The sequence below is a fragment of the Mycolicibacterium litorale genome (genome assembly GCF_010731695.1).
Taxonomy (GTDB): Bacteria; Actinomycetota; Actinomycetes; order Mycobacteriales; family Mycobacteriaceae; genus Mycobacterium; species Mycobacterium litorale.
This window is the reverse complement of the sequence record NZ_AP022586.1, coordinates 5,137,620-5,160,440: the sequence shown is the minus strand read 5'-3', so window position 1 is coordinate 5,160,440 and position 22,821 is coordinate 5,137,620. Positions and strand designations below refer to the sequence as shown.

The following is a 22,821-nucleotide window of genomic DNA, read 5'->3' as shown; positions in this document are numbered from 1 at the left end:
TCACCGTTTGCCGACTGATCGCTTATCTATTGTCGGTGCCATGGATGCCACGGCCGTCGCGAGCACGTCACCCGAGATCGGCGGAGCGGCCGGGTGGGCGGTGCAGCTGATGGAGCGGCTGGGCGGCATCGGCGCGGGAGTCGCGATCGCCGCCGAGAACCTGTTTCCACCGATCCCCAGCGAGGTCATCCTGCCGCTGGCGGGCTTCGCGGCCGCCCGCGGAGACATGACGTTGTTCGAGGCGATCACCTGGACCACCGCGGGTTCCGTCGTCGGCGCCGTGCTGCTCTACCTGGTGGGCGTCCTCTTCGGGCGCGACCGGGTCTATCGGCTGGCCGAGCGGCTACCGCTGTTCTCCGCCGACGACCTGGCGAAGAGCGAGGACTGGTTCCACCGGCACGGGACCAAGGCGGTGTTGTTCGGCCGCATGATTCCCGTGGTCCGAAGCCTCGTCTCGGTGCCGGCCGGTCTGCAGCGCATGCCGGTCATCCGGTTCATCGCGCTCACGGCGTTGGGCAGCGCGATGTGGAACAGCCTGCTGATCGTGGCCGGCTACCACCTCGGCGGACAGTGGGAAACGGTGTCCGGTTGGTTGTCTCGCTACCAGTTCGTCGTGTTCACCGCGGTCGGTGTGGCGATCGCCGTGTGGCTGTTCCGGCGCGTGCGCGCCCGATCCGCCTAGGACGTCGCCGCCGCCTCCTGCTCGCGCTTGATCTCCAGCGCGATGTCGATGAGCTGGTCTTCCTGACCGCCGATCAGCTTGCGCTGGCCGGCTCGGTGCAGGAGCTGGTGTGCGGGGACGCCGTAACGCTCCGACTGGCGGATGGCGTGCTTGAGGAAGCTCGAGTACACCCCCGAGTAGCCCATGATGAGCGCGTTGCGGTCCAGCAGGCATTCCTGCGGCATCGCGGGTGCGACGACCTCTTCGGCGGCGTCGGCGATGTCGAAGAAGTCGATGCCGGTCTTGACGCCGATCTTGTCGAACACCCCGATGAGCGCCTCGACCGGCGCGTTGCCGGCGCCGGCGCCGAAGCGGCGGCACGAGCCGTCGATCTGCTTGGCGCCGGCCCGGACGGCCTCGACCGAATTGGCCACGCCCAGGCCGAGATTCTCGTGGCCGTGGAAACCGACTTGAGCATCCGAACCCAGTTCGGCGACCAGCGCGGCGACCCGGTCGCGCACTCCTTCGAGCACCAGCGCGCCCGCGGAGTCGACGACGTAGACGCACTGGCAGCCGGCGTCGGCCATGATGCGCGCCTGCTTGGCGAGCTTCTCCGGCGGGATGGTGTGGCTCATCATCAGGAAGCCGACGGTCTCCAGTCCGAGTTCGCGTGCCAGCCCGAAGTGCTGGATGGACACGTCGGCCTCGGTGCAGTGGGTCGCGATCCGGCAGATGGACCCGCCGTTGTTCTGCGCCTCCTTGATGTCCTCCTTGGTGCCCACGCCGGGCAGCATGAGGAACGCGATCTTGGCTTCCTTAGCGGTCTCGGCGGCGAGCTTGATCAGTTCCTGCTCAGGCGTTTTCGAGAAGCCGTAGTTGAAACTCGACCCGCCGAGACCGTCCCCGTGCGTCACCTCGATGACCGGGACGCCGGCGGTGTCCAGTGCGGCGACGATGGCCTGCACCTCGTCGGCGGTGAACTGGTGGCGTTTGTGGTGCGATCCGTCGCGCAGCGACGTGTCGGTCATCCGCACGTCCCAGATCGGGTTGAAGAAGATGTCTCTGGTGCTCATGACTGCGCACCTCCTGCCAAAGAGAGGGATTCCTTCGCGATTTCCTCGCCGACCTTCGCGGCGGCCGCCGTCATGATGTCGAGATTGCCGGCGTACGGCGGCAGATAGTCACCGGCGCCTTCGACCTCGACGAAGGTGGTCACCACAGCCTGCCCGCCGGAGTTGATGGAGGGGTCGTCGAACTGCGGGTCGTTGAGCAGGCGGTAACCGGGCACATACGTCTGCACCTCCGCGACCACGTCGCGGATCGACTGGGCGATCGCGTCGCGGTCGGCGTCTTCGGGGATCGCGCAGAAGATGGTGTCGCGCATGATCATCGGCGGATCTGCCGGGTTGAGGATGATGATCGCCTTACCGCGCCGCGCGCCGCCGATCGTCTCCACGCCCTTGCTCGTGGTCTTGGTGAACTCGTCGATGTTGGCGCGTGTGCCGGGACCGGCCGAGCTCGACGACACCGACGCGACGATCTCCGCATACGGCACCGTGGACCCCTGCTCGGCGACCGCACGCGACACCGCGTAGACGATCGGGATGGTCGCCTGTCCGCCGCAGGTGATCATGTTGACGTTGGGGGCGTTGAGGTGCTCACGCAGGTTGGCCGGCGGGATGACGGCCGGGCCGACCGCGGCCGGGGTGAGATCGATGGCGCGAATCCCGGCTTCCTCGTAGCGCGGTGCGGCGGCCTTGTGCACGTAGGCGCTCGTCGCCTCGAAGACCAGATCGGGCTTCTCGTCCTGGGCGAGCAGCCAGTCGACGCCCTCGTGCGAGGTCTCCAACCCGAGTTTGCGGGCGCGGGCGAGCCCTTCTGACTCGGGATCGATGCCGATCATCCAGCGAGGCTCGAGGTACTCCGACCGTTGCAGCTTGTAGAGCAGGTCGGTGCTGATGTTGCCGGACCCGACGATCGCGACTTGAAGCTTCTCCGGCATATGCCTCTCCCTATTCGAAACTCAGCTTTACTGAACCTAACCCGGCGAAGTCGGCCACGAAATGGCTGCCGGGAGGTGCATCTATCGCACGCGTGCACGAACCCGGCAACACGATGTCCCCGGCGCGCAGGCGCACCCCGAAACCCTCGACCTTGCGGGCCAGCCACGCCACCGCGGTGACCGGATTGCCCAGCACCGCATCACTGCGTCCCTCGGCGACGGTCTCACCGTTGTTGGTGAGCACGGCGTCGATGGACTTGATGTCGATGTCCTTCGGCGAGACTCGCGCCTCGCCCAGCACCCAGCCCGCCGACGAGGCGTTGTCCGCAATCGTGTCGCAGAGCTTGATCTTCCAATCGGTGATGCGGGTGTCGATCAGCTCGATCGCCGGGGCGAACGCCGCGGTCGCCGCGAGCACGTCCTCCTCGGTGCAGCCCGCGCCGGGGAGGTCGTCGGCGAGGATGAAACCGACCTCGACCTCGACGCGCGGATAGAGGTAGTTCGCGCTCTGCACCGGCTTGTCCTCGTAGACCTGCATGTCGTCGAGGAGGTGGCCGTAGTCGGGTTCGTCGACGCCCATCATCTTCTGCATCGCCTCCGACGAGAGACCCACCTTGTGGCCGATGATGCGGGCGCCTTCGGCGACTTTCTGGCGGATGTTGATGAGCTGGATCTCGTAGGCGTCGACGACATCGATGTCGGCGTGGCGGTCGGTCAAGGGTGTGGTCGGCACCCGGCTGCGCTCGGCTTGGGCGAGGTCGGCGGCGAGCTGCTCACGTACCGCTGAACTGAGCATCTAGGTGAAGTCCCCTCGTTTCGTCGACCGGCGCAGTTGTGGGTCGGCCGGGCAATTCTATAACGTGTTCTACATGACCGGACAGGAGTACGACGTCGTCGTGGTGGGCAGCGGTGCCGCCGGCATGGTCGCCGCCCTCACCGCAGCTCATCAGGGTCTCTCGACGATAGTCGTTGAGAAGGCTCCGCACTATGGGGGTTCCACTGCGCGGTCAGGTGGCGGCGTATGGATCCCGAACAACGAAGTCCTCAAGCGTGACGGGGTCAAAGACACCCCCGAGGCGGCACGTCAGTACCTGCACGCGATCATCGGCGACGTGGTCGAGCCGGAGCGGATCGACACCTATCTGCAGCGCGGGCCGGAGATGTTGTCGTTCGTGCTGAAGAACTCGCCGCTCAAGCTGTGCTGGGTGCCCGGCTACTCCGATTACTACCCCGAGACCCCGGGCGGCAAGCCGACGGGACGCTCGGTGGAGCCCAAGCCGTTCGACGCCAAGAAGCTCGGCGAAGACCTGCCCGGGCTGGAACCGCCGTACGGCAAGGTGCCGTTGAACATGGTGGTCATGCAGCAGGACTACGTGCGGCTCAACCAGCTCAAACGCCATCCCCGCGGCGTGTTGCGGAGCCTCAAGGTCGGAGTCCGCTCCGTCTGGGCCAACGCCACCGGCAAGAACCTCGTCGGGATGGGGCGCGCGTTGATCGCGCCGCTGCGCATCGCGTTGCGCCAGGCCGGGGTTCCGGTGCTGCTCAACACCGCGCTGACCGATCTGTACGTCGAGGACGGTGTGGTCCGCGGGATCTACGTGCGCGATATGACGGCTCCGGAGAGCGACGAACCGAAGCTGATCCGCGCGCGGCGAGGGGTGATCCTGGGGTCCGGCGGTTTCGAGCACAACGAGCAGATGCGGGTGAAGTATCAGCGCGCGCCGATCACCACCGAGTGGACCGTCGGCGCGAAGGCGAATACCGGCGACGGCATCCTGGCGGCCGAGAAGCTCGGCGCCGCACTGGATGTCATGGAGGACGCCTGGTGGGGCCCGACGGTCCCGCTGGTCGACGCGCCGTGGTTCGCCCTCTCGGAGCGCAACTCCCCCGGGTCGATCATCGTCAACATGTCGGGCAAGCGGTTCATGAACGAGTCGATGCCGTATGTCGAGGCGTGCCACCACATGTACGGCGGCCGCTACGGGCAGGGCCCCGGGCCCGGCGAGAACATCCCGGCGTGGTTGATCTTCGACCAGCAGTATCGCGACCGCTACATCTTCGCCGGACTTCAACCCGGTCAACGGATTCCGCGCAAGTGGCTGGAGTCCGGGGTGATCGTCAAGGCCGACAGCCTCGCCGAGCTGGCCGAGAAGGCCGGACTGCCGGCCGATGCGCTGGCCGCGACGATCGAGCGGTTCAACGGCTTCGCCCGCACGGGTGTCGATGCGGACTTCCACCGCGGTGAGAGCGCGTACGACCGTTACTACGGCGACCCGACGAACAAGCCGAACCCCAACCTCGGCGAGATCAGTCACGGACCGTTCTACGCGGCGAAGATGGTTCCCGGCGACCTCGGCACCAAGGGCGGGGTGCGCACCGACGTGCACGGCCGGGCGCTGCGCGACGACGGTTCGGTGATCGAAGGTCTGTACGCCGCGGGCAATGTCAGCGCACCGGTCATGGGACACACCTATCCCGGCCCCGGCGGCACGATCGGACCGGCGATGACCTTCGGATACCTAGCCGCGCTGCACCTCGCGGGAAAGAACTGACCATGCCGATCAATCTGGACGAGGCGCTGGGCGCCGAACTGCCACCCGCCGAATTCTCGTGGACGAGCAGCGATGTGCAGCTCTACCACCTCGGACTCGGCGCAGGCGTCGACCCGATGGATCAGCGTGAGTTGCGGTACCTGGTGGACAACACTCCGCAGGTGTTGCCCACCTTCGGCAATGTGGCACAGAGCTTCCACATGACCGAACCGCCGTCGGTGAAGTTCCCCGGTATCGACATCGAGCTGTCGAAGGTGTTGCACGCCAGCGAAGCCGTGAGCGTGCCCGGCCCGATCCCGGCCTCGGGCACCGGGATCGCGGTCACCCGGTTCACCGACATCTGGGACAAGGGCAAGGCGGCGGTCATCTGGTCGGAGACCACGGTCACCGATCCGGACGGCACGCTGCTGTGGACGCAGAAGCGGTCCATCTTCGCCCGCGGCGAGGGCGGATTCGGTGGCGAACGGGGCCCGTCGACGTCGGTGGAACCGCCGGAGCGGGCGCCCGACGCGGAGATCGATCTGCCGATCCTGCCCCAGCAGGCGCTGTTGTACCGGCTGTGCGGCGACCGCAACCCGCTGCACTCCGATCCGGAATTCGCTGCGGCAGCCGGTTTCCCGAGGCCCATCCTGCACGGCCTGTGCACATACGGCATCGCGTGCAAGGCGATCGTCGACGAGTTCCTCGACGGGGACGTCTCTCGGGTGGCCTCGTACGGCGCCCGGTTCGCAGGTGTGGTGTTCCCGGGTGAGACGCTGCGCGCGAACGTGTGGAAGCACGGCGATGCACTGGTCGCCACGATCACCGCGCCGAGCCGCGACAACGCCGTGGCGCTGTCCGGGGTGGAGCTGGTTCCTGCCTAGGCGGCTGTCACGTGCCGTCGAGGGCGTCGACGTGAGGGTGCGTTTCCCACAGTGGCTCCTGCGGGATACTCGACCGCAACTTGATGAGAATCGCGACGTCGAGCCCCAGGAGAAGAAGTAGGAACGCCGCAACACCGACGGCGAGCACCACCGCCGCGCCGATCACCGATGCCATCGTTTCATCACTCCTCTCGACGCCCGGTCACCACGGCACACAGGCGAGTTCGCTGTACAGATAATCGATCTGGTCAGGCCGGAGAGCCGCGCTACGGTACATCTTCGGCCTGTCGTTCAACGCGAACGCGAACGGCGGCATATGTCCGACGATCCGTAGCTCGGCCAGTGTCGCGACCAGACCGCGGCGCAACAACAGATGACGGGTCAACGGTTTCCACGCGCCGAGCAGCAGGTCCGGATTGCTGACGTGGAGGACGACCGCGTACACCGGCACCCCTCTGTGCCGGAACACCCGGTACATGACGTGGCAGGACTCGGCGCCCCGAACGACGACGAGATGGTGCACCGCGAGCGCTCGCTCGTGATCCCGGTAGATCTCGAGGTCCGTGCCTGCGAGGGTCCGTCCGATGACGGCGGGGTCGGTGCTGACGGTCATCCGGCCGGGTGGGGTCGGCCACGGCAGGTTGGGAACGAACGCCGCAGAGGTGTCGAGGAATCGGAAACCCAGCCAGGCAAGGATCTCCTGCGGGCCGTCGTCAGGTGACAACACTGTGAAGTGATAGCCGTCCTGCGCCAGCAACGCCTTGATCAGCAGGATGCTCCGTGACCGGTAGTCGGGCAGCACACACCAGGAGCCCATGTTGCAGAACCGCTCCACGCGTCCCGATACCAGACGTTCCGAGTAGAGCGCCAACAAGGTGCCGACGACGTGCCGCCCATCCCGCAGCATGAACCCGTGGTTGGGCCCCCCGCCTTTCCACGGCACCGCCGAAAGCGTTGTCTCCCAGGGCACCCGGTGATCGAGGTGAGCGCGCAGGAAGTCCGCCACCGCGGGTACGTCCCGATCCGTTATCGGGGTCAGCTCGGCAGCCATCTCAGGGGACGCCCGCCCCGCACGGCGAAAGTCGCCCGACGTCACCACCCGCATGGCCGACCGGGTGGGGACCGCCATCGCACGCCTGCCGCCACCAGGCCTGCCCCGACGCCGGCAGGGTGTGGATCGGATCGTAGAACGGGTAGACCCGGTCGAGCGCGTCGGCGTCCGCTCCGTCGAGACCCGTGCGGTAGTTCCGGCTCCAGTGTGAGACACCGCGAATCCGGTCGTAGTAGACCACCTGATGCACCCACCGTTTGCCGACGAACGGAACATCGCATACCAGTCGCGGCGTCGCGAACCCGGGGAGATATCCCATGATCTCCAACTGCAGCTGCTGCGCTTCCCACAGGGACGTCCGCCAGTGCTCGGCGTTGGGGATCATGTCACACATGTAGAAGTAGTAGGGCAGGATGTTGGCCTCACCCTGCAACGCGAAGCACAGGTCGAGAAGGTCGGCGGCTGTCGCGTTCACCCCGCGCAGCAACACCCCCTGGTTGCGTACGTCCCGGAGCCCCGCGTCGAGTAGTGCGCGCGCCGCCGCCGCGACCAGAGGGGTCACCGACTGAACGTGGTTGATGTGGGTGTGCAACGCGACGTTGACGCCGCGTGCGGCAGCAGTGCGTGCCACGCGACTGACACCTTCGATCACGTTGTCCTGCAGCCAGTGTTGCGGTAGTGCGGCCAGCGCCTTCGTTGCCAACCGGATGTCTCGGATGCTCTCGATCTCGAGCAGCTGCATGACGAACGACTCGAGCCGTGGCCACGGGACGTTGGCCACATCCCCGCCGGAGACGACGACGTCACGCACCGTGGGTGTGGCTCGCAGGTATTCGAGCATGCGATCCTGCCGGTCAGCCGGCTGGAGAGTCAACCTGGTCTTGCTGAGCGTCGGGGTTGAGTTGCCGACCAGATCCATCCGTGTGCAATGCCCGCAGTACTGCGGGCAGGTCGACAGCAGCTCGGCCAGCACCTTGGTCGGATATCGATGAGTCAGGCCCTCGACGGCCCACATGTCGCTCTCGTGCAAGGAGTCACGCTCGGCGTACGGGTGTGAGCACCAAAGCATTTCGCGGTCGCTGCGAACCGGCAGCATGTAACGCCGGATCGGGTCGGCGTAGAAGGCCTCGGTGAAGTCGCCGCCGTCGGGATCGCACTCGGGTGCCATGGTGTTCAGCATCTGCGGTGGCAGCAGCATCGACATCGTGGCGCAATACTGTTGGTCGGCGGCCAGGTCGGCATAGAACCGCTCGTCGAGCAGATCCCCGACCACCGATCGCAACTGCGCGATGTTCTTCACGGAGTGCGACCGCTGCCATTGCGGATCCCGCCACTGCGAGTCGGTCACGGCCGACCACCCCGGATAGCGGCGCCAATCCGGTTCCCACAACTGTTTTCTGACGTAGTTGTAGGGCTGGTCGGCTGCGGCGCTGAAACCGGCGCCGACGCCTTGGAACAATGTTGCGGTCATGGCGTCAGAACCTTTCGCGGAGAGGACGGAGTTTCGGCGTTGGCGACCTCGGCGGCGGCTCGGCGCCCGGACCGAATCGCTCCCTCCATGAGCCCGAAGAACTCGAGGCTGGTTTCGGTGCCCGCCCAGTGGATTCGGCCGTGTGGCTGGGTCAGTGTCGGTCCGAGCCGCAACCAGTCGCCGGGCCCGAACAGCGCCGCGTAACAACCCCTGCTGTAGGTTTCGGCGAGCCAGTCCGTCACCGTGCATCTCGTCGGCGCCGGTAACCGGGGGAAGAGCCGGCGCGTGTGCGTCAGCGCCGCATCGGTCTGCTCGGCTGTCGACAGTGCCGAATATTCCGACGCGGCAGCGCCGGTGACGAACGCCGTCAGCACTCCGGCGGAGTCGTCCGGCGGTGAGTCGTCGACGGTGGACAACAACGGGCCGTCGGTACTCACCGACCACCCCGACAGGCCATGTTCGCGCCAGACCGGCGCCGGATAGTCGAGGTGGACCTTCACCGCGCACCCTCTGCCGGTGGCCGCCGTCGCCCGCGGTGTCCGCAGACCGGGCCGGAACTGGATACCCTGCGCGAGCAGCGGCGGTATGGCGACGACCACCCGATCTGCTCGATACTGCGACGGTGCGTCGGCATCCGGCGAGTCACAATGGATCACCACCTGATCCGCGTCCTGCTCGATCGCGCGTACCGGGCGGCGCAGCGTCAACCGGTCACCCACTCGCTCGGCGAGAGCCTGACACAGCAGGTGCGCTCCACCATCGATGCGCCACTGCTGGGCCCCGCCCTCGAACGCGTTCAGGTACCGGATACCTCCCCCGGAGCGCAGATAGAAAGCCATGTGCAGGGCGGATATCGCCGCCGGATCGGCGGCCATCATCTCACCGAGGAACAGTGGGAAGAACGTGTGCGCGTCCGGGTGAGACACCGACTCCGCGAGCCATCGTGCGGCCGAGAGCCGGTCGAGACGTTGCGCATCCGCACTTCGCCACGGCGCCTCTGGCCGGACGCGTGCGACGAGGTCCTCCAGCTGGTCGAACAGACCACCGAGCGCCACGGCGTCCAGCGGTGGCACCCGACCAGCGGTCGTGGTGCGCTGATTCGCTATCAGGAAAGTGCTGTCCCCGGTCATCGCCGTGCTCGCGAGATGTAGTCCGTATTCGCGTATCAGCGCGAGCAACTCGGTGTGTCGGACGCCCAGATATGCAGCGCCGCCGTCGGCGACGACTCCCGTAGACATGCGGATGCCGTGCATTCGCCCGCCGACCCGGTCACGGGCTTCGAGCACGGTGACATCGGCGCCCTCCGCGGCCAGGTCGATGGCTGCGGTCAGTCCGGCAAGACCGGCCCCCACGACGACGACGCGCATGCTTTCCCTGCTCATCACACCACCGCTGCGACTCTGGCGAACAACTCGTCAGGCGTGGGGCCGTCGACCATGTCCTCGTACGTCAGTTCCGTCCCGGACTCCCTGGCGATCGCGCTGAGCACTCGGGTGGCGAGCAGTGAATCACCCCCGAGCTCGAAGAAGTCGGAGTTGGTGCCGACCTCGGATGTGTTGAGGACTCTCCGGAAGATGTCCACGATGTTGTCGATGCTCATTGATTGACTCCTTCATTGTCGATGGATTCCGCGGCACGTCGAGTTGCCGCACGATCGATCTTGCCGCTCGCCGTGTAACGCAGTGCAGCAACGAATTTCACTTGCGCGGGCACGAACTGCCCGGGCAGCCGACCACGCAGATGACGTCTCAACTCCCCCGCCGTGGTCACTCCGGCGCACACGACGTAAGCGGTCAACGACGTTCTGCCGAGCAACTGTTCACCGACGACGACAGCGGCCGAGACCGCGGGATGCGTCATCAGCTGCGCTTCCACCTCGGCCGGATGCACCCGCACACCGCGGACCTTCACCTGTTCGTCAGCGCGACCCCGGGGATACAGCAAGCCGGTCCCACCGCGCACGACCAGATCACCGGTGCGGAACCACCGTGTCGGCCCGGAGCCGTGGTCGACGACCGGGAAGGCCGTCGCGGTCGCCTCCGGCATCCCGAGGTAACACGTGGCCAGTGACGGACCCGATACGAGCAACTCGCCCTCGGCGGTGACGTGATCACCCACATGGGGTAACGGGCGCCCCAACGGCGCCTCAGCGTCTGCCGCAACACCCGGCTCGGTGCCGGGCCCGCTCAACTGCACCGCGTGGGTCACCATCGCCGTCTCGGTGCATCCGTAGGTGTTGAGTAACCGAACCCCGCCCACATCGAGGTCGCGCCACTGCCGCAGCCGGGTCGGATCGATCCGCTCGCCGCCGATCACCACCAGCCGGACGCTGTCGGGCAGAAGAGCGGGCTCCTCGTGCAGGTAAAGCACGAGTTCATGCCAGAACGCCGTCGGCAGGTCCAGGACGGTGACGTCTTGTTCCGCCAACAGCCGGACGAATGACCGGAAGGATCCCGAGTGTGCCGCGTCGTCGAAGATCAGGGTCGCGCCGGCGGTGAGCGCGGGCAGGATCTCCTCCAGGCAGGTATCCCAGCTGACCGAGGCGAATTGGAGCACCCGGTCGCCGGGGACGAGCCCGAAGATCCGGCGCAGGGCCCGGACCGTCACGGCTAGAGCCTGCCGCGACACCACCACGGGCTTCGGTGTCCCGGTCGAGCCCGAGGTGCAGAGCACATACGCCGCGTCGTTGCGCCACCTCGAACGCTGCATGTCGATGCCCGCGTCGACCGCAAGTCCGACCGCCCGCGGCGTGTCGGCCGGATCGATCACGTCGTCGACGCCGAGGGCAGCTGCGAGCGACTCTCGTCGCGCGGGCGGGAGCGCGGCGTCGATGGGACAGTAGGTGCCGCCGGCGTGCAGTACCCCGAGCAGATGTTCCGCCATCGCCGGTGTGTGCGAGACGAGCGCGCCGATCCGGCGGGACCGCCCTGTGCCGCCAGGCCGGAGCGCCTCGTCCCGCATGGCGGACTGGTGGACCCGCTCGACCAGATCCCGATAGGTGAGAACTGTGCCGTTGTGGACGATCGCGGCGCGGTGGGGCCACTTCTCCGCAGCGGCGAAGAAGTCGGAGAGCACACCACCGACGATTTCGTCGCTTGCCCTGCCGGCGTTCGCGGTGTCGAAGATCGTGTGGGTCATGTTCTCTCGTCCTTCAGCACCGGTTGATGACCGGGTGGATGTGGGAGATCGGCTCATCGACCCCGAGGCCTGCATCCGGCTCGAAGGAGGCCATCGGCATCACCGGCAGGCCCACCATCCGGGCGATGGCGATTGCCGCTCTGTCTGCTGACTTACCGTCCCCGAACGGGTTTCGCGAACCGCGATGCGCACGTGGCAGCTGTTCGGCGGTGAGCAGCCGGTTGGCCGCCGCGACTATCCGGTGTCGATCTGTGCCCACCAGAAGTGCGCAGCCCGCCTCGATCGCCTCTCGTCGCTCCGTTCGCTCCCGTAGCACCAGCACCGGTACCCCGAAGGTGGGCGCCTCTTCCTGGATACCTCCGGAGTCACTCAGAACCAGAGTCGACAGTTCCAGCAGGCGAACGAGATCCGGGTAGTCCAGTGGTTCGGTGACCACGACGCGGTTGTCGTGCCCGAGTACGGACAGCACGTCGGCGCGCACCGACGGATTCGGGTGCGTGGGAAGCGCGGCGACGGTGTCGGGGTGCGCGTCGAGAACTTCCCGCACCGCGTGCATCACCGTGCGCAACGGTTCTCCCCAGGATTCGCGGCGGTGCACCGTGACCAGCAGGAGCCGCCGCCCGTATGTCACGGCTTGCTCGACAGCCGCCAGGGCGGGTTCGGCGAAGCACTCGGTTCGGCCGGCCAATGCCAGCACCGCGTCCACCACCGTGTTGCCGATCACCTCGATGCGGTCGGCTTCGATCCCTTCGGCGCGGAGGTTCATCGCTGCGGCCGGTGTGGGCGCGAGGTGCAGAGCGGCGATCTGCCCGATCATCCGGCGATTGGCCTCCTCGGGGAAGGGGGCCGCCAAGTCGTGCGACCGCAGGCCGGCTTCGAGGTGCACAACAGGGATCCGGCGCCAGAAGGCGGCCATCGCTCCGACCAGAGCGCTCGACGTGTCGCCTTGGACGACCACCGCCGCGGGCGGATCAGCTTCGAGTTCTCGATCCAAGTGATCGGCGAGCTGGGCAACCAATTCTGACTGTGTGCCGCTCTTTCGGTGCGGATGAAGTTCTCGGTGGGGCCGCAGTCCGAATGTCGAAAGTCCCCTGTGGAACAACGACGGGTGTTGGCCGGTCGCTACGATAGCCCCCTGCACGAGCCCCTGTCGGTCGAGCGCCGTGGCGAGCGGTGCCAACTTCAGCGCCTCTGGTCGGGTTCCGCCGAGGAGCCACACCGTTGGTCGCCCCGACATCCTCGCGGGCACTGGCGTAGTGAAAGCGTGCATGACATCCATCTATCTGCCGGACGGCTCGTTCTCGGCGGCGCCGGGGACCCCGGCCCACCACCTGCGCAACACGGATTCGGCGGGCTTGCCCTGAACCGAGAAGCCCACGGACTGCGGGGGGTCGACGTGGTGAACGTGTTGGACTGTCCACGTCCACCAGAACACGCCCGCCCACCAGGGTTGACCGGTGAAGGTTCTCAGCAGGGCTTCGTACGCGGCGGCCTGCTCCTCACCGGCCGGCTGGGCACCCGGTGAGGCGTCCCAGGGTTGAACCGCGGAACCGGTCTGGCTGGGGTAGCCGGCCTCGGTGAACAGGACCCGGCGGTTGACTCGGCGCGAGAATTCCGCGAGTCGGTCGCAGATGGGTGCGAACGCTGCCTGCAGCCGCGACACATCCGCGGTCGGCTCTGGGCTGAGCTGCCAGTAGGCGTCGATACCTACGAGATCGACGGCGTCCCAGAAGGTGACCTGTTGATACTCATCGTGATTGGCCGCGTACACCAGTGGGCCCCGGTAGCGGCTGCGCACGGCCTGCACCACGGCCAGCCAGTCCGCCCGGTTACCGGAAAGGCTCCGCAATTCGGTGCCGACGGCGAACTCTTCGACACCCAGTTCTCGCCCGATGTCGGCGTAGTGGGTGATGAACCGTTGGTACGAGCGGAACCAGGCGTCCGGGTCACTCGGTTCGATGCGGGTGCGATGAGTGCCGTCCATCGGGTCGACGTGCGGCTTCAGTAGGACCTTCAGGCCCCGGACCCGGGCGAGACCGATGACGTGGCGGAGGTCGTCGTCGGTCACGGTGCTCTCGTTCGGCTCCAGGTCACTCGACGTGCGCGTGGCTTGATACCACGTCGGGACGACCTGCACCCAGTTGGCGCCCACAGAGGTGATCGCTTGCATCGCCTTGGCAGTGTCGGTGGTGGAGTAGCCGTTTCGCTCCCAGGTCGGCAGCACCAACCCTCGCTGAACGGGCGTTGGAGCGTCCGAGCACGCCACGTTCGTCGTCGTCACAGAGAACGCCACGATCGCGGCCACCACGATGCCGATGACGGCCAGCGGCCTCACAGCGATGACCCCTGTCGAACGCCGGGCAATGTCGCGTCCGCGAGCGCTTGGTTGTAGGTGAGGTCCCACACCAGACTGAACGCGGCCAACGCGGCTCGGTCCAGGCGCGCGGCGTGCAGGAGGCACCCCGCCCCTACCGCTGCCCCGACCGCGGTTCGCTGGGCCAGCGGCATGCGCACCAACGGACGCGTCGCCCGCAACGCCCAGTGCCTGGCCGTCAGTTCGTCGTGGACCTCCCACAGACGAGAGTCCGGCACGAGCTGGTCCATGAGTACGTCGAAATGCGCGCTGTACACCGGGATTCGCAACCATCCGCGCAGCGTCCGGTCACTGTCGTGCCACACGATCGCCGCGGGGTCGAAGGTGAAGCGGCAACCGTACCGGGCCAGCCGACGGCCGAGCTCGACGTCCTCCTGCCTGGCGAAGCGAGTGTCGAAGCCGCCGACGGCCACGAAATCGTCTCGGCGAAGGCCTACGTTGCCCGTGTACACATGCCGCCACCCGGGTTGGGATTCTCCAGTCGCGAGTCGCCTGTACTCCCTGCCCAATCGGTCAGCGTCCCAATGAGTCCAGACGGGGAGCCGCTGTCCGGGCGGGGACAGAATCGGACCGAGTGAGACCGTCGGACCCCCGGCCATGAGCGCAGCTCGGTGCCGGGCGATCAGGTCCCGATCAGCGATGCAGTCGTCGTCCATGAACACGATGTAGGGCGCCCCTGACGCCTCGGCACCACGATTGCGGCTCCCGCCGGGGCCGATCGATTCCTCGTTGCGGATGAATCGGATGGGCATCGATCGACGCAGTTGGTTGGGGACGAGGTTCTCGGCCCTGGTGCGTCCGCCGTCGTCGACGACGATCACCCGGAGCCGGTCGCAGCTCTGATTCCGCAGCGCCTCGAGTGTGGTGGCGAGCTGCGCCGGCCTGTCACGGGTCGGTATGACGATGTCGATGTCGGCGCCGTCGTCGCCGGAGATGCTGGCCATCACGCCGGGACTCCCTTCGGGCTGGACACATGAGATCTGCTGAACCACACCGTGCGGTGGGTGTTTCCGGACGCGAACAGGGCGGAGAGCGTGGTGCTGTGAAGCGAACGTCGCCGGAATCCGTCGAGTACCAGTTGCAGCGCCTTCGCGCGGTCGAAGTCGCGTCGCCCCTCACCCGCGCAACCGTCGTGGAGCAGGACGATGTTGCCGGGTACCGTCCGGGTGACGACCTCGGTCGCCACCAGGCGCTCGTCGCCACCGCGCCAGTCCAGGCTGTCGAGATCCCAGACCACGCATGCCAACCCGGCATCCCGTATCGCGAGGAACGACGCGGGGGTGAGATCGCCGAACGGCGGTCGGAAGTAGTGCACCGGCGCCCCGGATATCGCCCGCAACTCGTGTGCCGCGTGACCGAGCACCATGCGCGTCGCGCGCCGCCGTGCACCGGCGAGGCTGCGGTGGTCGGGACCGTGCAGGGCGACCTCGTGTCCTTCGGCGACCGCGCGCCGTACCAGGTGTGGATGCCGGCGCGCGTTCTGCACCAGCATGAAGAAGGTGGCGTGGGTGGCGTTGCGCGCGAGGGTCTCGAGCACCCGGGGGGTCCACTCGGGATCGGGGCCGTCGTCGAACGTCAACGCGACGAGGGGCTGATCGGTACGGACGCCGTCGATGGACCCGAAGCGCCCACCGGCGAGACCGTCGACCGCGCGGTGCGCGGCCCGCCGGACAGCGGACGTCAGCGAGCTTGGATCCGTCATCGGTCACACCTCATCGACTGCGGAGGTTCAGCGGGCCTCCTGGCGAAACAGACCGCCAGGAAGAACCCCAGCAGCGGGGTGACCCCGAGGACGTTGAAGACCGGGAACGTGATCGGGATGAGCACCAAACCGGCCAAGGATGCCCTGCTGGCCACCGACACCGTCGACCATCGCCAATCGCCGTCGTGGTGGGTTCGTCGCATGATCGCCGACACCATGATCAGCACCACCAGGGCCGCAACCGGTACGCCGAATTTCCAGGCCAGCCAGAGGTATCCGTTGTGGATGAACGATGTCATCATCGGCGCGAAGACCCCATGACTTTCCCAGGTAATGGTGGCGCCGAGCCCGGACCCGGTGACCGGTCGAGCCGTGATCTCGTCAATCGCCGCCTCGGACTCGATGACGCGATAGCTGTAGGAACGGTCCGTCGACACCTCTGACACGGTCATCAACCGCTTGACTGCCATCAGCGCTTCACCAGGAGCGGCCATGGACAGACACACCAGTGCCCCGAGTCCCATCGCCCCCCATCTGACCGCCGGGCCGATCGCCGCAGCACCGTAGATCACCACGACGACAACGCATTGCAGCACCGTGACGAGCCACATGGTGCGCTCATATGTCAGCACCAGGCAGACCGCGTTGAGGATCAGGATGCCGCCGAGGAGCGCTTGCCCGGCTGATGTGCGCACGCGACCGGACAACAGTGCGGCCCAGGCGAACGTGATGGCGAGGGGATAGCCGAACATGCCGCCCTGCAGCATCCCTCTGCTTCCGACGACGAGGTCGTTCCCCATGCGCACGCCGGCGTCACCGGAGCTGACGTACCCGATCTCGAACATCCACTGCGCCAATCCCCAGAGGGGGAGCGCCAAACCCAGCACGAGGAGCATCCGGATCATCCGCCGGCGCGTCGATCGATCCGCCATCAACGGCCAGGCGAGTATGAACGCGCCCACCGCCATCACGACGCGACGAGCCTCGTGTCCGGCCTCACTCAGCGCGCCGCCCTGCGCGACACCCCAGCCGAGCGCCGCGCAGCAGATCAGCAGGGCGATGCTGCCGACGATCAGAGGGAGGTCGAATTCGAGCCGCCTACGCATCAGTAGCCAGAGGACGCGAAGCAATCCCAGCACCAGCAACGCATCGACGAACAGCAAGCCCGGTTGGTCGCGTCCGCCGACGACCGCCAGGTCGTCTTGGAGCTCGAACGGCACCAGAGCGGTGATGAGAACAAGCACCGACAGTGCCGCCACGGGTGTTGCGAAGGCCAGAGGAATCAGCACGAGCACCTCGATGGCCGCGCCGGGCGCGACGGGGAAGAGCACACCGAAGCCCGCCGCGGCGGCACACGCCGCTCCCATGCAGCGGCTGAGCTGTCCCGGTGTGACCCGGGGGTGGTCAGACCCGGGGGCTTCGAGTGCTCCGATCATCGCGCCCGCACCGATCCGACGCGTCGGAACAGCAGCGGCCCACCCACCGTCAACCCGACCGCCCCTGCGGCACAGGCTGCTGTCATCCCCGCGTCCCCGGAACCGCCCATCGCAAGGAGAACCGCGCACCCGGCGAAGGTCTGCAAGCCGACTGTCAACGCGATCGGGCGCAGCCGACGCCACAGGGCAGCGGGTGTGGTACCGGCCCGTCGCGCACCGGCGGTGGCGTAGATCGCCGCGTATGCCAGCAGCGAGATGAGCTGCGCGAGAGCGGCGCCGCGCATACCGTCGAACGCCACGAGAACCACGAGAAGGGGCAGCGTCACGACGCAGCGCGCGACGATGACCTTGGCGCGGAACGCGATGTGACCGCATCCGGAGAGCGCCTCACCGATGCAGTTGACGATGGCGTGGCCGACGCCGGCTGCGAGGAGGATCTGAAAAGGCACCACCATCGGTTCCCATTCCGGACCGAAGACGGCGGGCAGGACCGACGGCGCGGCGAGGATGCCTACCGGAAGCAGCGGGAGCAACAGCGCCGACATCAATTGCACTGCTTGCTCTGTGCGCTGTCTGACGGCTTCCGGAGCGGTGGCTGCGGCGGCGAAGAGCACTTTGCCGACCTGGTCCGAGAGATGGATGCAGGGCGCCATGGCGATCGTGAAGGCCAGCGAGTACAGACCGACGACAGTGGCGTTCGCCGATTCACCCAGCACCAGGAAGTCGAGATTCAGGGTGAGCACCAGCGTGACCGCGAACACGAAGAACCACCGCTCCTGGTCGGCGGGCCTCAGGTGCGGTCGGCGTCGGTCCGCGGTGAGTCCTTCGGCTCGAAAGGTCCTCAGGCACAACACCGACGACATCACGGCGAGTCCACCGGACAAGAGGACCTGGCGAGCAACCAGCGCCCACACTCCGAACCCGGCCATGGCCATCAACAGAGCGGCTGCCGCGGACAAGATGTTCGCGGCGGCGTTGAGCCCACCGAGCCGGCGGAACTGCATCGACCTCTGCAGCACGGCCATGGGCACCACCGAGATCGCGTGCAACGGCAGGCACAGCCCCAGGGCGGCGACCGCGGCCGCGTCACCCCCGCTGGCGAACTGGTCGACGACGGCATGCGCAGCGGCGACCATGGCCACGGCGAGCACGATGCCGGTGCGCAGGCACCGTCGAAAGGCCCGTGCGAGCATGTCCCTGTCCAGCTCTGGCTGGACGATGATCCCACCCCACGTACCGCGGTCGATGAGGAGGACCGCGAAGTAGACGATGGCGGTCCCCACCGCGATCGTGCCGAAGACATCGGGCGACAGCCACCTCGCGAGCAGGACCAACGACCCGTACGCGACGCCCTGCGCCACGACGTGACTAGCTGCCATCCAGCCCGCCGAAGAGAGCAGCGCACGTCCGTTCACGGCGTGCGCCGATCCGGTCCCCGACACCGTTGCCACGGCAGTCAGCCACTGCTCACGGGGCTCGGCGAGGCCGGCACCGGGATCGGCTGTCGTTGCCACCTGGTGCGGAGCGCCGACATCACCAGGCGAGCGGCGATCGGCATCCCGTCGACGAGATAGCGGCGCCACAACTGCGGCTGGCTGGTCAGGCGCCACGCCCACTCCATGCACATCCGCTGCACCCAGCGCGGTGGCCGCGCACGATCGCCGTTGACGAGTTCGAAGCTGGAACCGACACCGAAGAACCACGTTGCCGGCATCTCCTCGCGCAGAAGCGCCATGGTGGTCACTTGCGTCCGGAACGGCAGGCCGATGAAGACGATGTCGGCCCGCGATTCGACGACCGCACGGGACATTTCGGCGACCTGCTGCGCTTCTGCCTCTGGTTGCACGTAGCAGGGGTAGGTCTGCACCTGCAATTCCGGGTTGCGTCGGCGAAGCGCCTCGGCGGCGCGGTCCGCGTCACCCGGGAGTCCACCCGCGAGCAGCACGGTGTGGCCGTGCGCCGCCGCTGCCGTGGAGACCGCCCAGAGCAGATCAGTACCGGTGATCTGCTCGGGCACCGGCGTGCGTTGCAAGCGTAGGGAGACGACCAGCGGCATACCGTCGGCGACGAGGAGATCGGTGCCTTCGAAGACCTCTCGCAGGTCGGGCGAGGACCGGTACTGCCGCAGGATGTCGATGTTCGGCGTGATCACGGTTCCACCGCGCCCTCTCGCCAGACCGTCGATGACGCGGTCGACAGCCTCGTTCATGGTGACGTCGTGGATGGGCATGCCCATGAGCCTCGGCATTTTTCACCGCCTTCCGTTGTGGGCGCAGGTGTGCGCGGGTTGATCGCCGTCGGTCAGTTCCTCGATTGCCGGCTCAGTTCTGCCGCGCCGGCGCACCATCGCGTATTCGGCCACCAACCCGATGAACAAGCCGGCGGCGATCGCCACGGCGATCGACACTCCGACCGGGAGCGGGTCATCGCGCACCACGGGGCTCGTCGACTTGATCTGCAGTGTCGGATCGACTCCGCCCCGACGAACGATCCGGAGCGTGTCCAGGCGCATGGCGGCTTCACTGGAATCCGGACGAGCAGCGGCAAGCGGCGTGATCACGGCGATGCGTTCGTCGAGTTCAGCCGCGAGTGCCCGCCATCGATCCGCGAGCGTCGCGTGTGCGAACTCCTCGGACAACTTCAGTGCGCTCTCGGGATCAGTTGCGGTGGCCACGATCTCGATGAGGTTCGAGTTCTCGACCGCTGACACCTCGACGCCGGCGTCGACGATCTCCGCCGTCGCTTCGCCGCCGAGGTAATCTGCCACCACCGCCGCGGCACGGTAGGTGTCGAGGTCGGCAGCGATCGTCCCGGCGGTGATGCTCGCGTCACCGGAGTCACGCACCATGCTGGTGCCGATGAAGGTCTCGTCCCACTGCGCCAGCGGAACCACCATCAAAGTCGTCGTGACCCGGTATGACGGCTCCTGCCGTTGCAGAGTCCACATGGTGACGCCCACGGCGACCAGCGTCGGTACGAGAAGCACCGGCCACCAGCGCAAGATCTCCCGGGTGCCGAGGCTTCGCGAACTATGTCGTGTCATGTCTGCTGTCCCCATAAGCGCGAAGATGAGCACCGATCGCGTCCGACTCCCCCGCCCCGGAACCGCCCTGGGCATGGCCTTCGGCGAGCTCGGCGTTGATGGCCCTACTGAGTCCGGCTACGTCACCGGTTCTGAACGTGCGGCACGCCAACTCCGCCATACCACCGACATCGGCTGCGACGGTGGGCGTTTTCAGCTCTCGCGCCAGCGCCAGGACCCCGCTCTGGCTGGCCCTCTCCGAGGGCACCACCACCAGGTCGGCCGCTGAGATGGCGGCCGCAAAGTCGTCGATGTCCACGAACCCGAGCCGGGCGGAGATGTCGACGCCGTGGGCCTTGGCGGTCTGGGCGCACTGATCCCACGCGCCCCGGTCCGGTCCCACCACAGCGAGCCGTCGCCCGGGGGGCCAGGTCCGGGCGCTCTCGATCAACACGTCGAGGCGCTTCTCGGGACGGATGAACCCGGCGAACAGCACCACGCGGTCGGCATCGCCGGCTCGCCATTCCCGCCGCCACTTGGACAGCTGCGCCACTGACGGGCTGGGCACCAACTGAACCAGAGGTGACAGATGTATCCGGTTCGCGGGAACTCCCTGTTCTCGCAGGCGCTGCCGATCGGCGCGCGAGTAGACCACGATGGCATGTGGCGGCCGGTACGCCAGCCGCAGTAGCGCGCCGTCCACCGCACCACGGCGGGTGAACACGTCATGAGGTGAGTAGACGACGCGATGCCCCGCCTTCCGCGCCGCTCCGAGCACAAGGAGGTTGAGCCCTCCGGATGCTGCCGTGCCCTGCAGGTGCATGACCGAACCTGCTGTGGCAGAGCGCAACAGATGCGGCAGAGTCCGTCCGGCCAATCGGCTCGCCGTCTCGGCCCGGCGGGCACCGGCTTCGATCCGCCGCTCTCCATCCGGGCGGGGCCACCAGCAGCACGTGCACAGCTCAACGCCGTCGAGGCTGACCGCCTCGTGCTGGTGTCCGGTGTGGAGCACCACCTGTCGACCGGCCCGCCGAAGCCCAAGAGCGAGTTGGCACGTGTGTTGGAAGACGCCGGCGTAGCCGGTCGGCTCGATCAGGTGGGTGACCGGGTGTTCGCCTCGGTCGATCATCGCGGTCACACCAGCAATTCGAATGCCGCGGCAGGCACGGGTTCCGACGTCTCGGCGCGGGCCCGGAGGGCGAGCGCCTGGTGGGCGAACATGGCACACCAGGTATTGGAGATGTTCTGGTCGCGGGCGAAGCGCACGCCGCCGTCGGGTTGCACGAACGGCAGGAGCGCATCAGCCAGTCGATCGAGGCGCTCACTCCAGATCGAACCGGCGAGGTACTCCCGTCCTCGCAGCAGGAGTCCGATGCGCAGAGCCTGTGCGATCACATCGGAGCGCACCTTGCCGCCGTCGAGGGTTTCCGGCAATGTGCCATCGGACGCCTGCACGTCCATCAACTCGGCGAAGAGTCGCTCGACGACACGGAGGCCGTCGCCGTCGCGGCCACCTGTGCGCATGAGCATGCCCTCGAGCGCGTACAACCGGGGATGGAGCTCCTGGCAGGACCATTCGCCCGCCCAGAGCCTGCGCGCCCAGTGTTCGCATGTCCGCTGCGCCATGTCGACCGTTGCGCGGCCGACGACTCGTTCCGGGACGAACAACACAGCTGCAGCGGCCTTGAGGTGATGCGGACCGGATCTGGTCGACCACCGTTCCGGCAGTTCCTCGAACGGGGGACGGACCAGCTCGTGGGACCGCATCACGTCGGCCGATTCCGAGATTCGCTCGATCGTCGTGCACAAGGCGCTCAGGGCTTTTCGATGTTCCTGCCGTCCGGACAGGTGCCGGGTGGCGGCGACTCCGCGCGAGGCCATGGCGAGATCGAAGGAGAACAGACCGTCATTCCGCCAGTCGGTCCGCTCACCCGACAGGTACAGGCGAGTGGGCACGCCCCGGCGGCTGGACATCGAGCGCGCGACCCAACCGGCCGCCCGCTGAGCGCGCAAGCGAGCGAGCGGGGCGGTGTCGGCGTTCATCGCGCCACCAGAGGCCAACCAGGCCATCGCCGTCATGTAGTACCCGGCGATCTCGAGGTACACGAAGTCGGGCTGTCCGTTCTCGTCCAACCAGCCGGCTATCCCGCCCTGCTGTTCGCCGTACTCGATCTGAATGCCGCTGTGCAGCAACCAGCCCTCGACCCGGCCGAGCGCGTCCCGGTGAGACGTCTCTTCTCTGCACCGCTCCGAACGCACCCTCAGTTCAGCCGACATGACCATGCACCTCCCGCAGAATTTGATTTTCTGGAGTTTGTCGATTTCTGATGTGGAAATCGATTCGCCGCCCCCACTGACGACAGGACCCCAACGTAACAGACGAACGGAATTCTCACTAGGAATTCTTGGCGAACTTTATTTTTGCTTTATCGAATATCTTTATGGCAACAACAGTCGCGCCACGGCGGTCGTGAACAGCTTCTATACCGTATTACGACAGGACAGCTCGGTTGCTTGAATTACACGCAGCAAAAGGATCGGCGTGCGCA

General features: G+C 67.0%; 23 protein-coding genes. 4 read left to right on the top strand and 19 right to left on the bottom strand.

The window, feature by feature from the left end; all coding sequences use genetic code 11:
* Window positions 1–40 precede the first annotated feature (40 nt).
* Window positions 41–682, top strand: a complete 642-nt coding sequence (locus G6N30_RS24770) for a DedA family protein (protein ID WP_134056537.1) — start codon at window positions 41–43, stop codon at window positions 680–682.
* Here G6N30_RS24770 and dmpG read toward each other — a convergent pair.
* The 3 genes from dmpG to G6N30_RS24755 are packed head-to-tail and all read right to left on the bottom strand — an operon-like array spanning window position 679 to window position 3,459.
* A complete protein-coding gene (gene dmpG, locus G6N30_RS24765; RefSeq protein WP_134056539.1) occupies window positions 679–1,734 on the bottom strand; it encodes a 4-hydroxy-2-oxovalerate aldolase in 1,056 nt (351 codons plus the stop codon). The genes G6N30_RS24770 and dmpG overlap by 4 nt on opposite strands.
* Window positions 1,731–2,663: an acetaldehyde dehydrogenase (acetylating) gene (locus G6N30_RS24760; RefSeq protein WP_134056541.1), complete on the bottom strand. Its 933-nt coding sequence runs from the start codon at window positions 2,661–2,663 to the stop codon at window positions 1,731–1,733. The genes dmpG and G6N30_RS24760 overlap by 4 nt, the downstream gene beginning before the upstream one ends.
* 10 nt (window positions 2,664–2,673) lie before the next feature.
* Entirely contained in the window at window positions 2,674–3,459 is a 786-nt protein-coding gene (locus G6N30_RS24755; protein WP_134056543.1) for a 2-keto-4-pentenoate hydratase, read from the bottom strand.
* A 73-nt stretch (window positions 3,460–3,532) separates the two neighbouring features.
* Here G6N30_RS24755 and kstD point away from each other — a divergent pair, with 73 nt between their 5' ends.
* Window positions 3,533–5,215 carry a 3-oxosteroid 1-dehydrogenase gene (kstD, locus tag G6N30_RS24750; protein ID WP_134056545.1) on the top strand — a complete coding sequence of 561 codons (1,683 nt, stop codon included), beginning with the start codon at window positions 3,533–3,535 and terminating at the stop codon, window positions 5,213–5,215.
* A gap of 2 nt (window positions 5,216–5,217) precedes the next feature.
* Window positions 5,218–6,078: an enoyl-CoA hydratase ChsH3 gene (locus G6N30_RS24745; protein ID WP_134056547.1), complete on the top strand. Its 861-nt coding sequence runs from the start codon at window positions 5,218–5,220 to the stop codon at window positions 6,076–6,078.
* A gap of 7 nt (window positions 6,079–6,085) precedes the next feature.
* Here G6N30_RS24745 and G6N30_RS24740 read toward each other — a convergent pair whose 3' ends face one another.
* The 16 genes from G6N30_RS24740 to G6N30_RS24665 are packed head-to-tail and all read right to left on the bottom strand — an operon-like array spanning window position 6,086 to window position 22,549.
* Window positions 6,086–6,253, bottom strand: a complete 168-nt coding sequence (locus tag G6N30_RS24740) for a hypothetical protein (protein WP_163687797.1) — start codon at window positions 6,251–6,253, stop codon at window positions 6,086–6,088.
* Between the two features lie 27 nt (window positions 6,254–6,280).
* Window positions 6,281–7,129 (bottom strand): hypothetical protein, encoded by an 849-nt coding sequence (locus G6N30_RS24735; RefSeq protein WP_134056549.1) that lies wholly within the window; start codon window positions 7,127–7,129, stop codon window positions 6,281–6,283.
* Between the two features lies 1 nt (window position 7,130).
* Window positions 7,131–8,600, bottom strand: coding sequence for a KamA family radical SAM protein (locus tag G6N30_RS24730; protein ID WP_234880220.1), 1,470 nt, complete (start codon window positions 8,598–8,600; stop codon window positions 7,131–7,133).
* On the bottom strand, window positions 8,597–9,982 hold the full coding sequence (locus tag G6N30_RS24725) for a flavin monoamine oxidase family protein (protein WP_234880221.1): 1,386 nt from the start codon (window positions 9,980–9,982) through the stop codon (window positions 8,597–8,599). The genes G6N30_RS24730 and G6N30_RS24725 overlap by 4 nt, the downstream gene beginning before the upstream one ends.
* Window positions 9,982–10,200 carry a phosphopantetheine-binding protein gene (locus G6N30_RS24720; protein ID WP_134056551.1) on the bottom strand — a complete coding sequence of 73 codons (219 nt, stop codon included), beginning with the start codon at window positions 10,198–10,200 and terminating at the stop codon, window positions 9,982–9,984. The genes G6N30_RS24725 and G6N30_RS24720 overlap by 1 nt, the downstream gene beginning before the upstream one ends.
* The gene (locus G6N30_RS24715) at window positions 10,197–11,738 is read right to left on the bottom strand and encodes an AMP-binding protein (RefSeq protein ID WP_134056553.1); all 1,542 of its coding nucleotides are present in this window, start codon (window positions 11,736–11,738) and stop codon (window positions 10,197–10,199) included. Before G6N30_RS24715 ends, G6N30_RS24720 begins: the two co-directional genes overlap by 4 nt.
* 13 nt (window positions 11,739–11,751) lie before the next feature.
* Window positions 11,752–12,975 (bottom strand): non-hydrolyzing UDP-N-acetylglucosamine 2-epimerase, encoded by a 1,224-nt coding sequence (wecB, locus tag G6N30_RS24710; RefSeq protein WP_134057512.1) that lies wholly within the window; start codon window positions 12,973–12,975, stop codon window positions 11,752–11,754.
* Window positions 12,976–13,017: 42 nt separating this feature from the next.
* Window positions 13,018–14,073, bottom strand: a complete 1,056-nt coding sequence (locus tag G6N30_RS24705; protein WP_134056555.1) for a glycoside hydrolase family 113 — start codon at window positions 14,071–14,073, stop codon at window positions 13,018–13,020.
* Window positions 14,070–15,056, bottom strand: a complete 987-nt coding sequence (locus G6N30_RS24700; protein ID WP_134056557.1) for a glycosyltransferase family 2 protein — start codon at window positions 15,054–15,056, stop codon at window positions 14,070–14,072. The genes G6N30_RS24705 and G6N30_RS24700 overlap by 4 nt, the downstream gene beginning before the upstream one ends.
* The gene (locus G6N30_RS24695) at window positions 15,056–15,814 is read right to left on the bottom strand and encodes a polysaccharide deacetylase family protein (RefSeq protein WP_134056559.1); all 759 of its coding nucleotides are present in this window, start codon (window positions 15,812–15,814) and stop codon (window positions 15,056–15,058) included. The genes G6N30_RS24700 and G6N30_RS24695 overlap by 1 nt, the downstream gene beginning before the upstream one ends.
* Window positions 15,811–17,250 carry an O-antigen ligase family protein gene (locus G6N30_RS24690; RefSeq protein WP_163687795.1) on the bottom strand — a complete coding sequence of 480 codons (1,440 nt, stop codon included), beginning with the start codon at window positions 17,248–17,250 and terminating at the stop codon, window positions 15,811–15,813. Before G6N30_RS24690 ends, G6N30_RS24695 begins: the two co-directional genes overlap by 4 nt.
* Complete coding sequence (locus tag G6N30_RS24685; protein WP_134056563.1) at window positions 17,247–18,764, bottom strand: oligosaccharide flippase family protein; 1,518 nt, start codon at window positions 18,762–18,764, stop codon at window positions 17,247–17,249. Before G6N30_RS24685 ends, G6N30_RS24690 begins: the two co-directional genes overlap by 4 nt.
* Window positions 18,707–19,498, bottom strand: coding sequence for a WecB/TagA/CpsF family glycosyltransferase (locus G6N30_RS24680; protein ID WP_134056565.1), 792 nt, complete (start codon window positions 19,496–19,498; stop codon window positions 18,707–18,709). Before G6N30_RS24680 ends, G6N30_RS24685 begins: the two co-directional genes overlap by 58 nt.
* A gap of 3 nt (window positions 19,499–19,501) precedes the next feature.
* On the bottom strand, window positions 19,502–20,308 hold the full coding sequence (locus tag G6N30_RS24675; protein ID WP_163687792.1) for a YveK family protein: 807 nt from the start codon (window positions 20,306–20,308) through the stop codon (window positions 19,502–19,504).
* On the bottom strand, window positions 20,280–21,401 hold the full coding sequence (locus tag G6N30_RS24670) for a glycosyltransferase family 4 protein (RefSeq protein WP_234880252.1): 1,122 nt from the start codon (window positions 21,399–21,401) through the stop codon (window positions 20,280–20,282). The genes G6N30_RS24675 and G6N30_RS24670 overlap by 29 nt, the downstream gene beginning before the upstream one ends.
* A gap of 5 nt (window positions 21,402–21,406) precedes the next feature.
* Complete coding sequence (locus G6N30_RS24665) at window positions 21,407–22,549, bottom strand: hypothetical protein (protein ID WP_134056571.1); 1,143 nt, start codon at window positions 22,547–22,549, stop codon at window positions 21,407–21,409.
* Here G6N30_RS24665 and G6N30_RS24660 point away from each other — a divergent pair.
* The gene (locus G6N30_RS24660; protein WP_134056573.1) at window positions 22,548–22,790 is read left to right on the top strand and encodes a hypothetical protein; all 243 of its coding nucleotides are present in this window, start codon (window positions 22,548–22,550) and stop codon (window positions 22,788–22,790) included. The genes G6N30_RS24665 and G6N30_RS24660 overlap by 2 nt on opposite strands.
* The last annotated feature ends 31 nt before the right edge of the window (window positions 22,791–22,821 follow it).

What these genes read in the sequence shown, in the direction of transcription:
- G6N30_RS24770 (WP_134056537.1), top strand. Translation starts at nt 41, where the DNA reads ATGGATGCCACGGCCGTCGCGAGCACGTCACCCGAGATCGGCGGAGCG.
- dmpG (WP_134056539.1), bottom strand. Translation starts at nt 1,734, where the DNA reads ATGAGCACCAGAGACATCTTCTTCAACCCGATCTGGGACGTGCGGATG.
- G6N30_RS24760 (WP_134056541.1), bottom strand. Translation starts at nt 2,663, where the DNA reads ATGCCGGAGAAGCTTCAAGTCGCGATCGTCGGGTCCGGCAACATCAGC.
- G6N30_RS24755 (WP_134056543.1), bottom strand. Translation starts at nt 3,459, where the DNA reads ATGCTCAGTTCAGCGGTACGTGAGCAGCTCGCCGCCGACCTCGCCCAA.
- kstD (WP_134056545.1), top strand. Translation starts at nt 3,533, where the DNA reads ATGACCGGACAGGAGTACGACGTCGTCGTGGTGGGCAGCGGTGCCGCC.
- G6N30_RS24745 (WP_134056547.1), top strand. Translation starts at nt 5,218, where the DNA reads ATGCCGATCAATCTGGACGAGGCGCTGGGCGCCGAACTGCCACCCGCC.
- G6N30_RS24740 (WP_163687797.1), bottom strand. Translation starts at nt 6,253, where the DNA reads ATGGCATCGGTGATCGGCGCGGCGGTGGTGCTCGCCGTCGGTGTTGCG.
- G6N30_RS24735 (WP_134056549.1), bottom strand. Translation starts at nt 7,129, where the DNA reads ATGGCTGCCGAGCTGACCCCGATAACGGATCGGGACGTACCCGCGGTG.
- G6N30_RS24730 (WP_234880220.1), bottom strand. Translation starts at nt 8,600, where the DNA reads ATGACCGCAACATTGTTCCAAGGCGTCGGCGCCGGTTTCAGCGCCGCA.
- G6N30_RS24725 (WP_234880221.1), bottom strand. Translation starts at nt 9,982, where the DNA reads ATGAGCAGGGAAAGCATGCGCGTCGTCGTCGTGGGGGCCGGTCTTGCC.
- G6N30_RS24720 (WP_134056551.1), bottom strand. Translation starts at nt 10,200, where the DNA reads ATGAGCATCGACAACATCGTGGACATCTTCCGGAGAGTCCTCAACACA.
- G6N30_RS24715 (WP_134056553.1), bottom strand. Translation starts at nt 11,738, where the DNA reads ATGACCCACACGATCTTCGACACCGCGAACGCCGGCAGGGCAAGCGAC.
- wecB (WP_134057512.1), bottom strand. Translation starts at nt 12,975, where the DNA reads ATGTCGGGGCGACCAACGGTGTGGCTCCTCGGCGGAACCCGACCAGAG.
- G6N30_RS24700 (WP_134056557.1), bottom strand. Translation starts at nt 15,056, where the DNA reads ATGGCCAGCATCTCCGGCGACGACGGCGCCGACATCGACATCGTCATA.
- G6N30_RS24695 (WP_134056559.1), bottom strand. Translation starts at nt 15,814, where the DNA reads ATGACGGATCCAAGCTCGCTGACGTCCGCTGTCCGGCGGGCCGCGCAC.
- G6N30_RS24690 (WP_163687795.1), bottom strand. Translation starts at nt 17,250, where the DNA reads ATGATCGGAGCACTCGAAGCCCCCGGGTCTGACCACCCCCGGGTCACA.
- G6N30_RS24680 (WP_134056565.1), bottom strand. Translation starts at nt 19,498, where the DNA reads ATGCCGAGGCTCATGGGCATGCCCATCCACGACGTCACCATGAACGAG.
- G6N30_RS24675 (WP_163687792.1), bottom strand. Translation starts at nt 20,308, where the DNA reads ATGGGGACAGCAGACATGACACGACATAGTTCGCGAAGCCTCGGCACC.
- G6N30_RS24670 (WP_234880252.1), bottom strand. Translation starts at nt 21,401, where the DNA reads ATGATCGACCGAGGCGAACACCCGGTCACCCACCTGATCGAGCCGACC.
- G6N30_RS24660 (WP_134056573.1), top strand. Translation starts at nt 22,548, where the DNA reads ATGACCATGCACCTCCCGCAGAATTTGATTTTCTGGAGTTTGTCGATT.
- G6N30_RS24665 (WP_134056571.1), bottom strand. Translation starts at nt 22,549, where the DNA reads ATGTCGGCTGAACTGAGGGTGCGTTCGGAGCGGTGCAGAGAAGAGACG.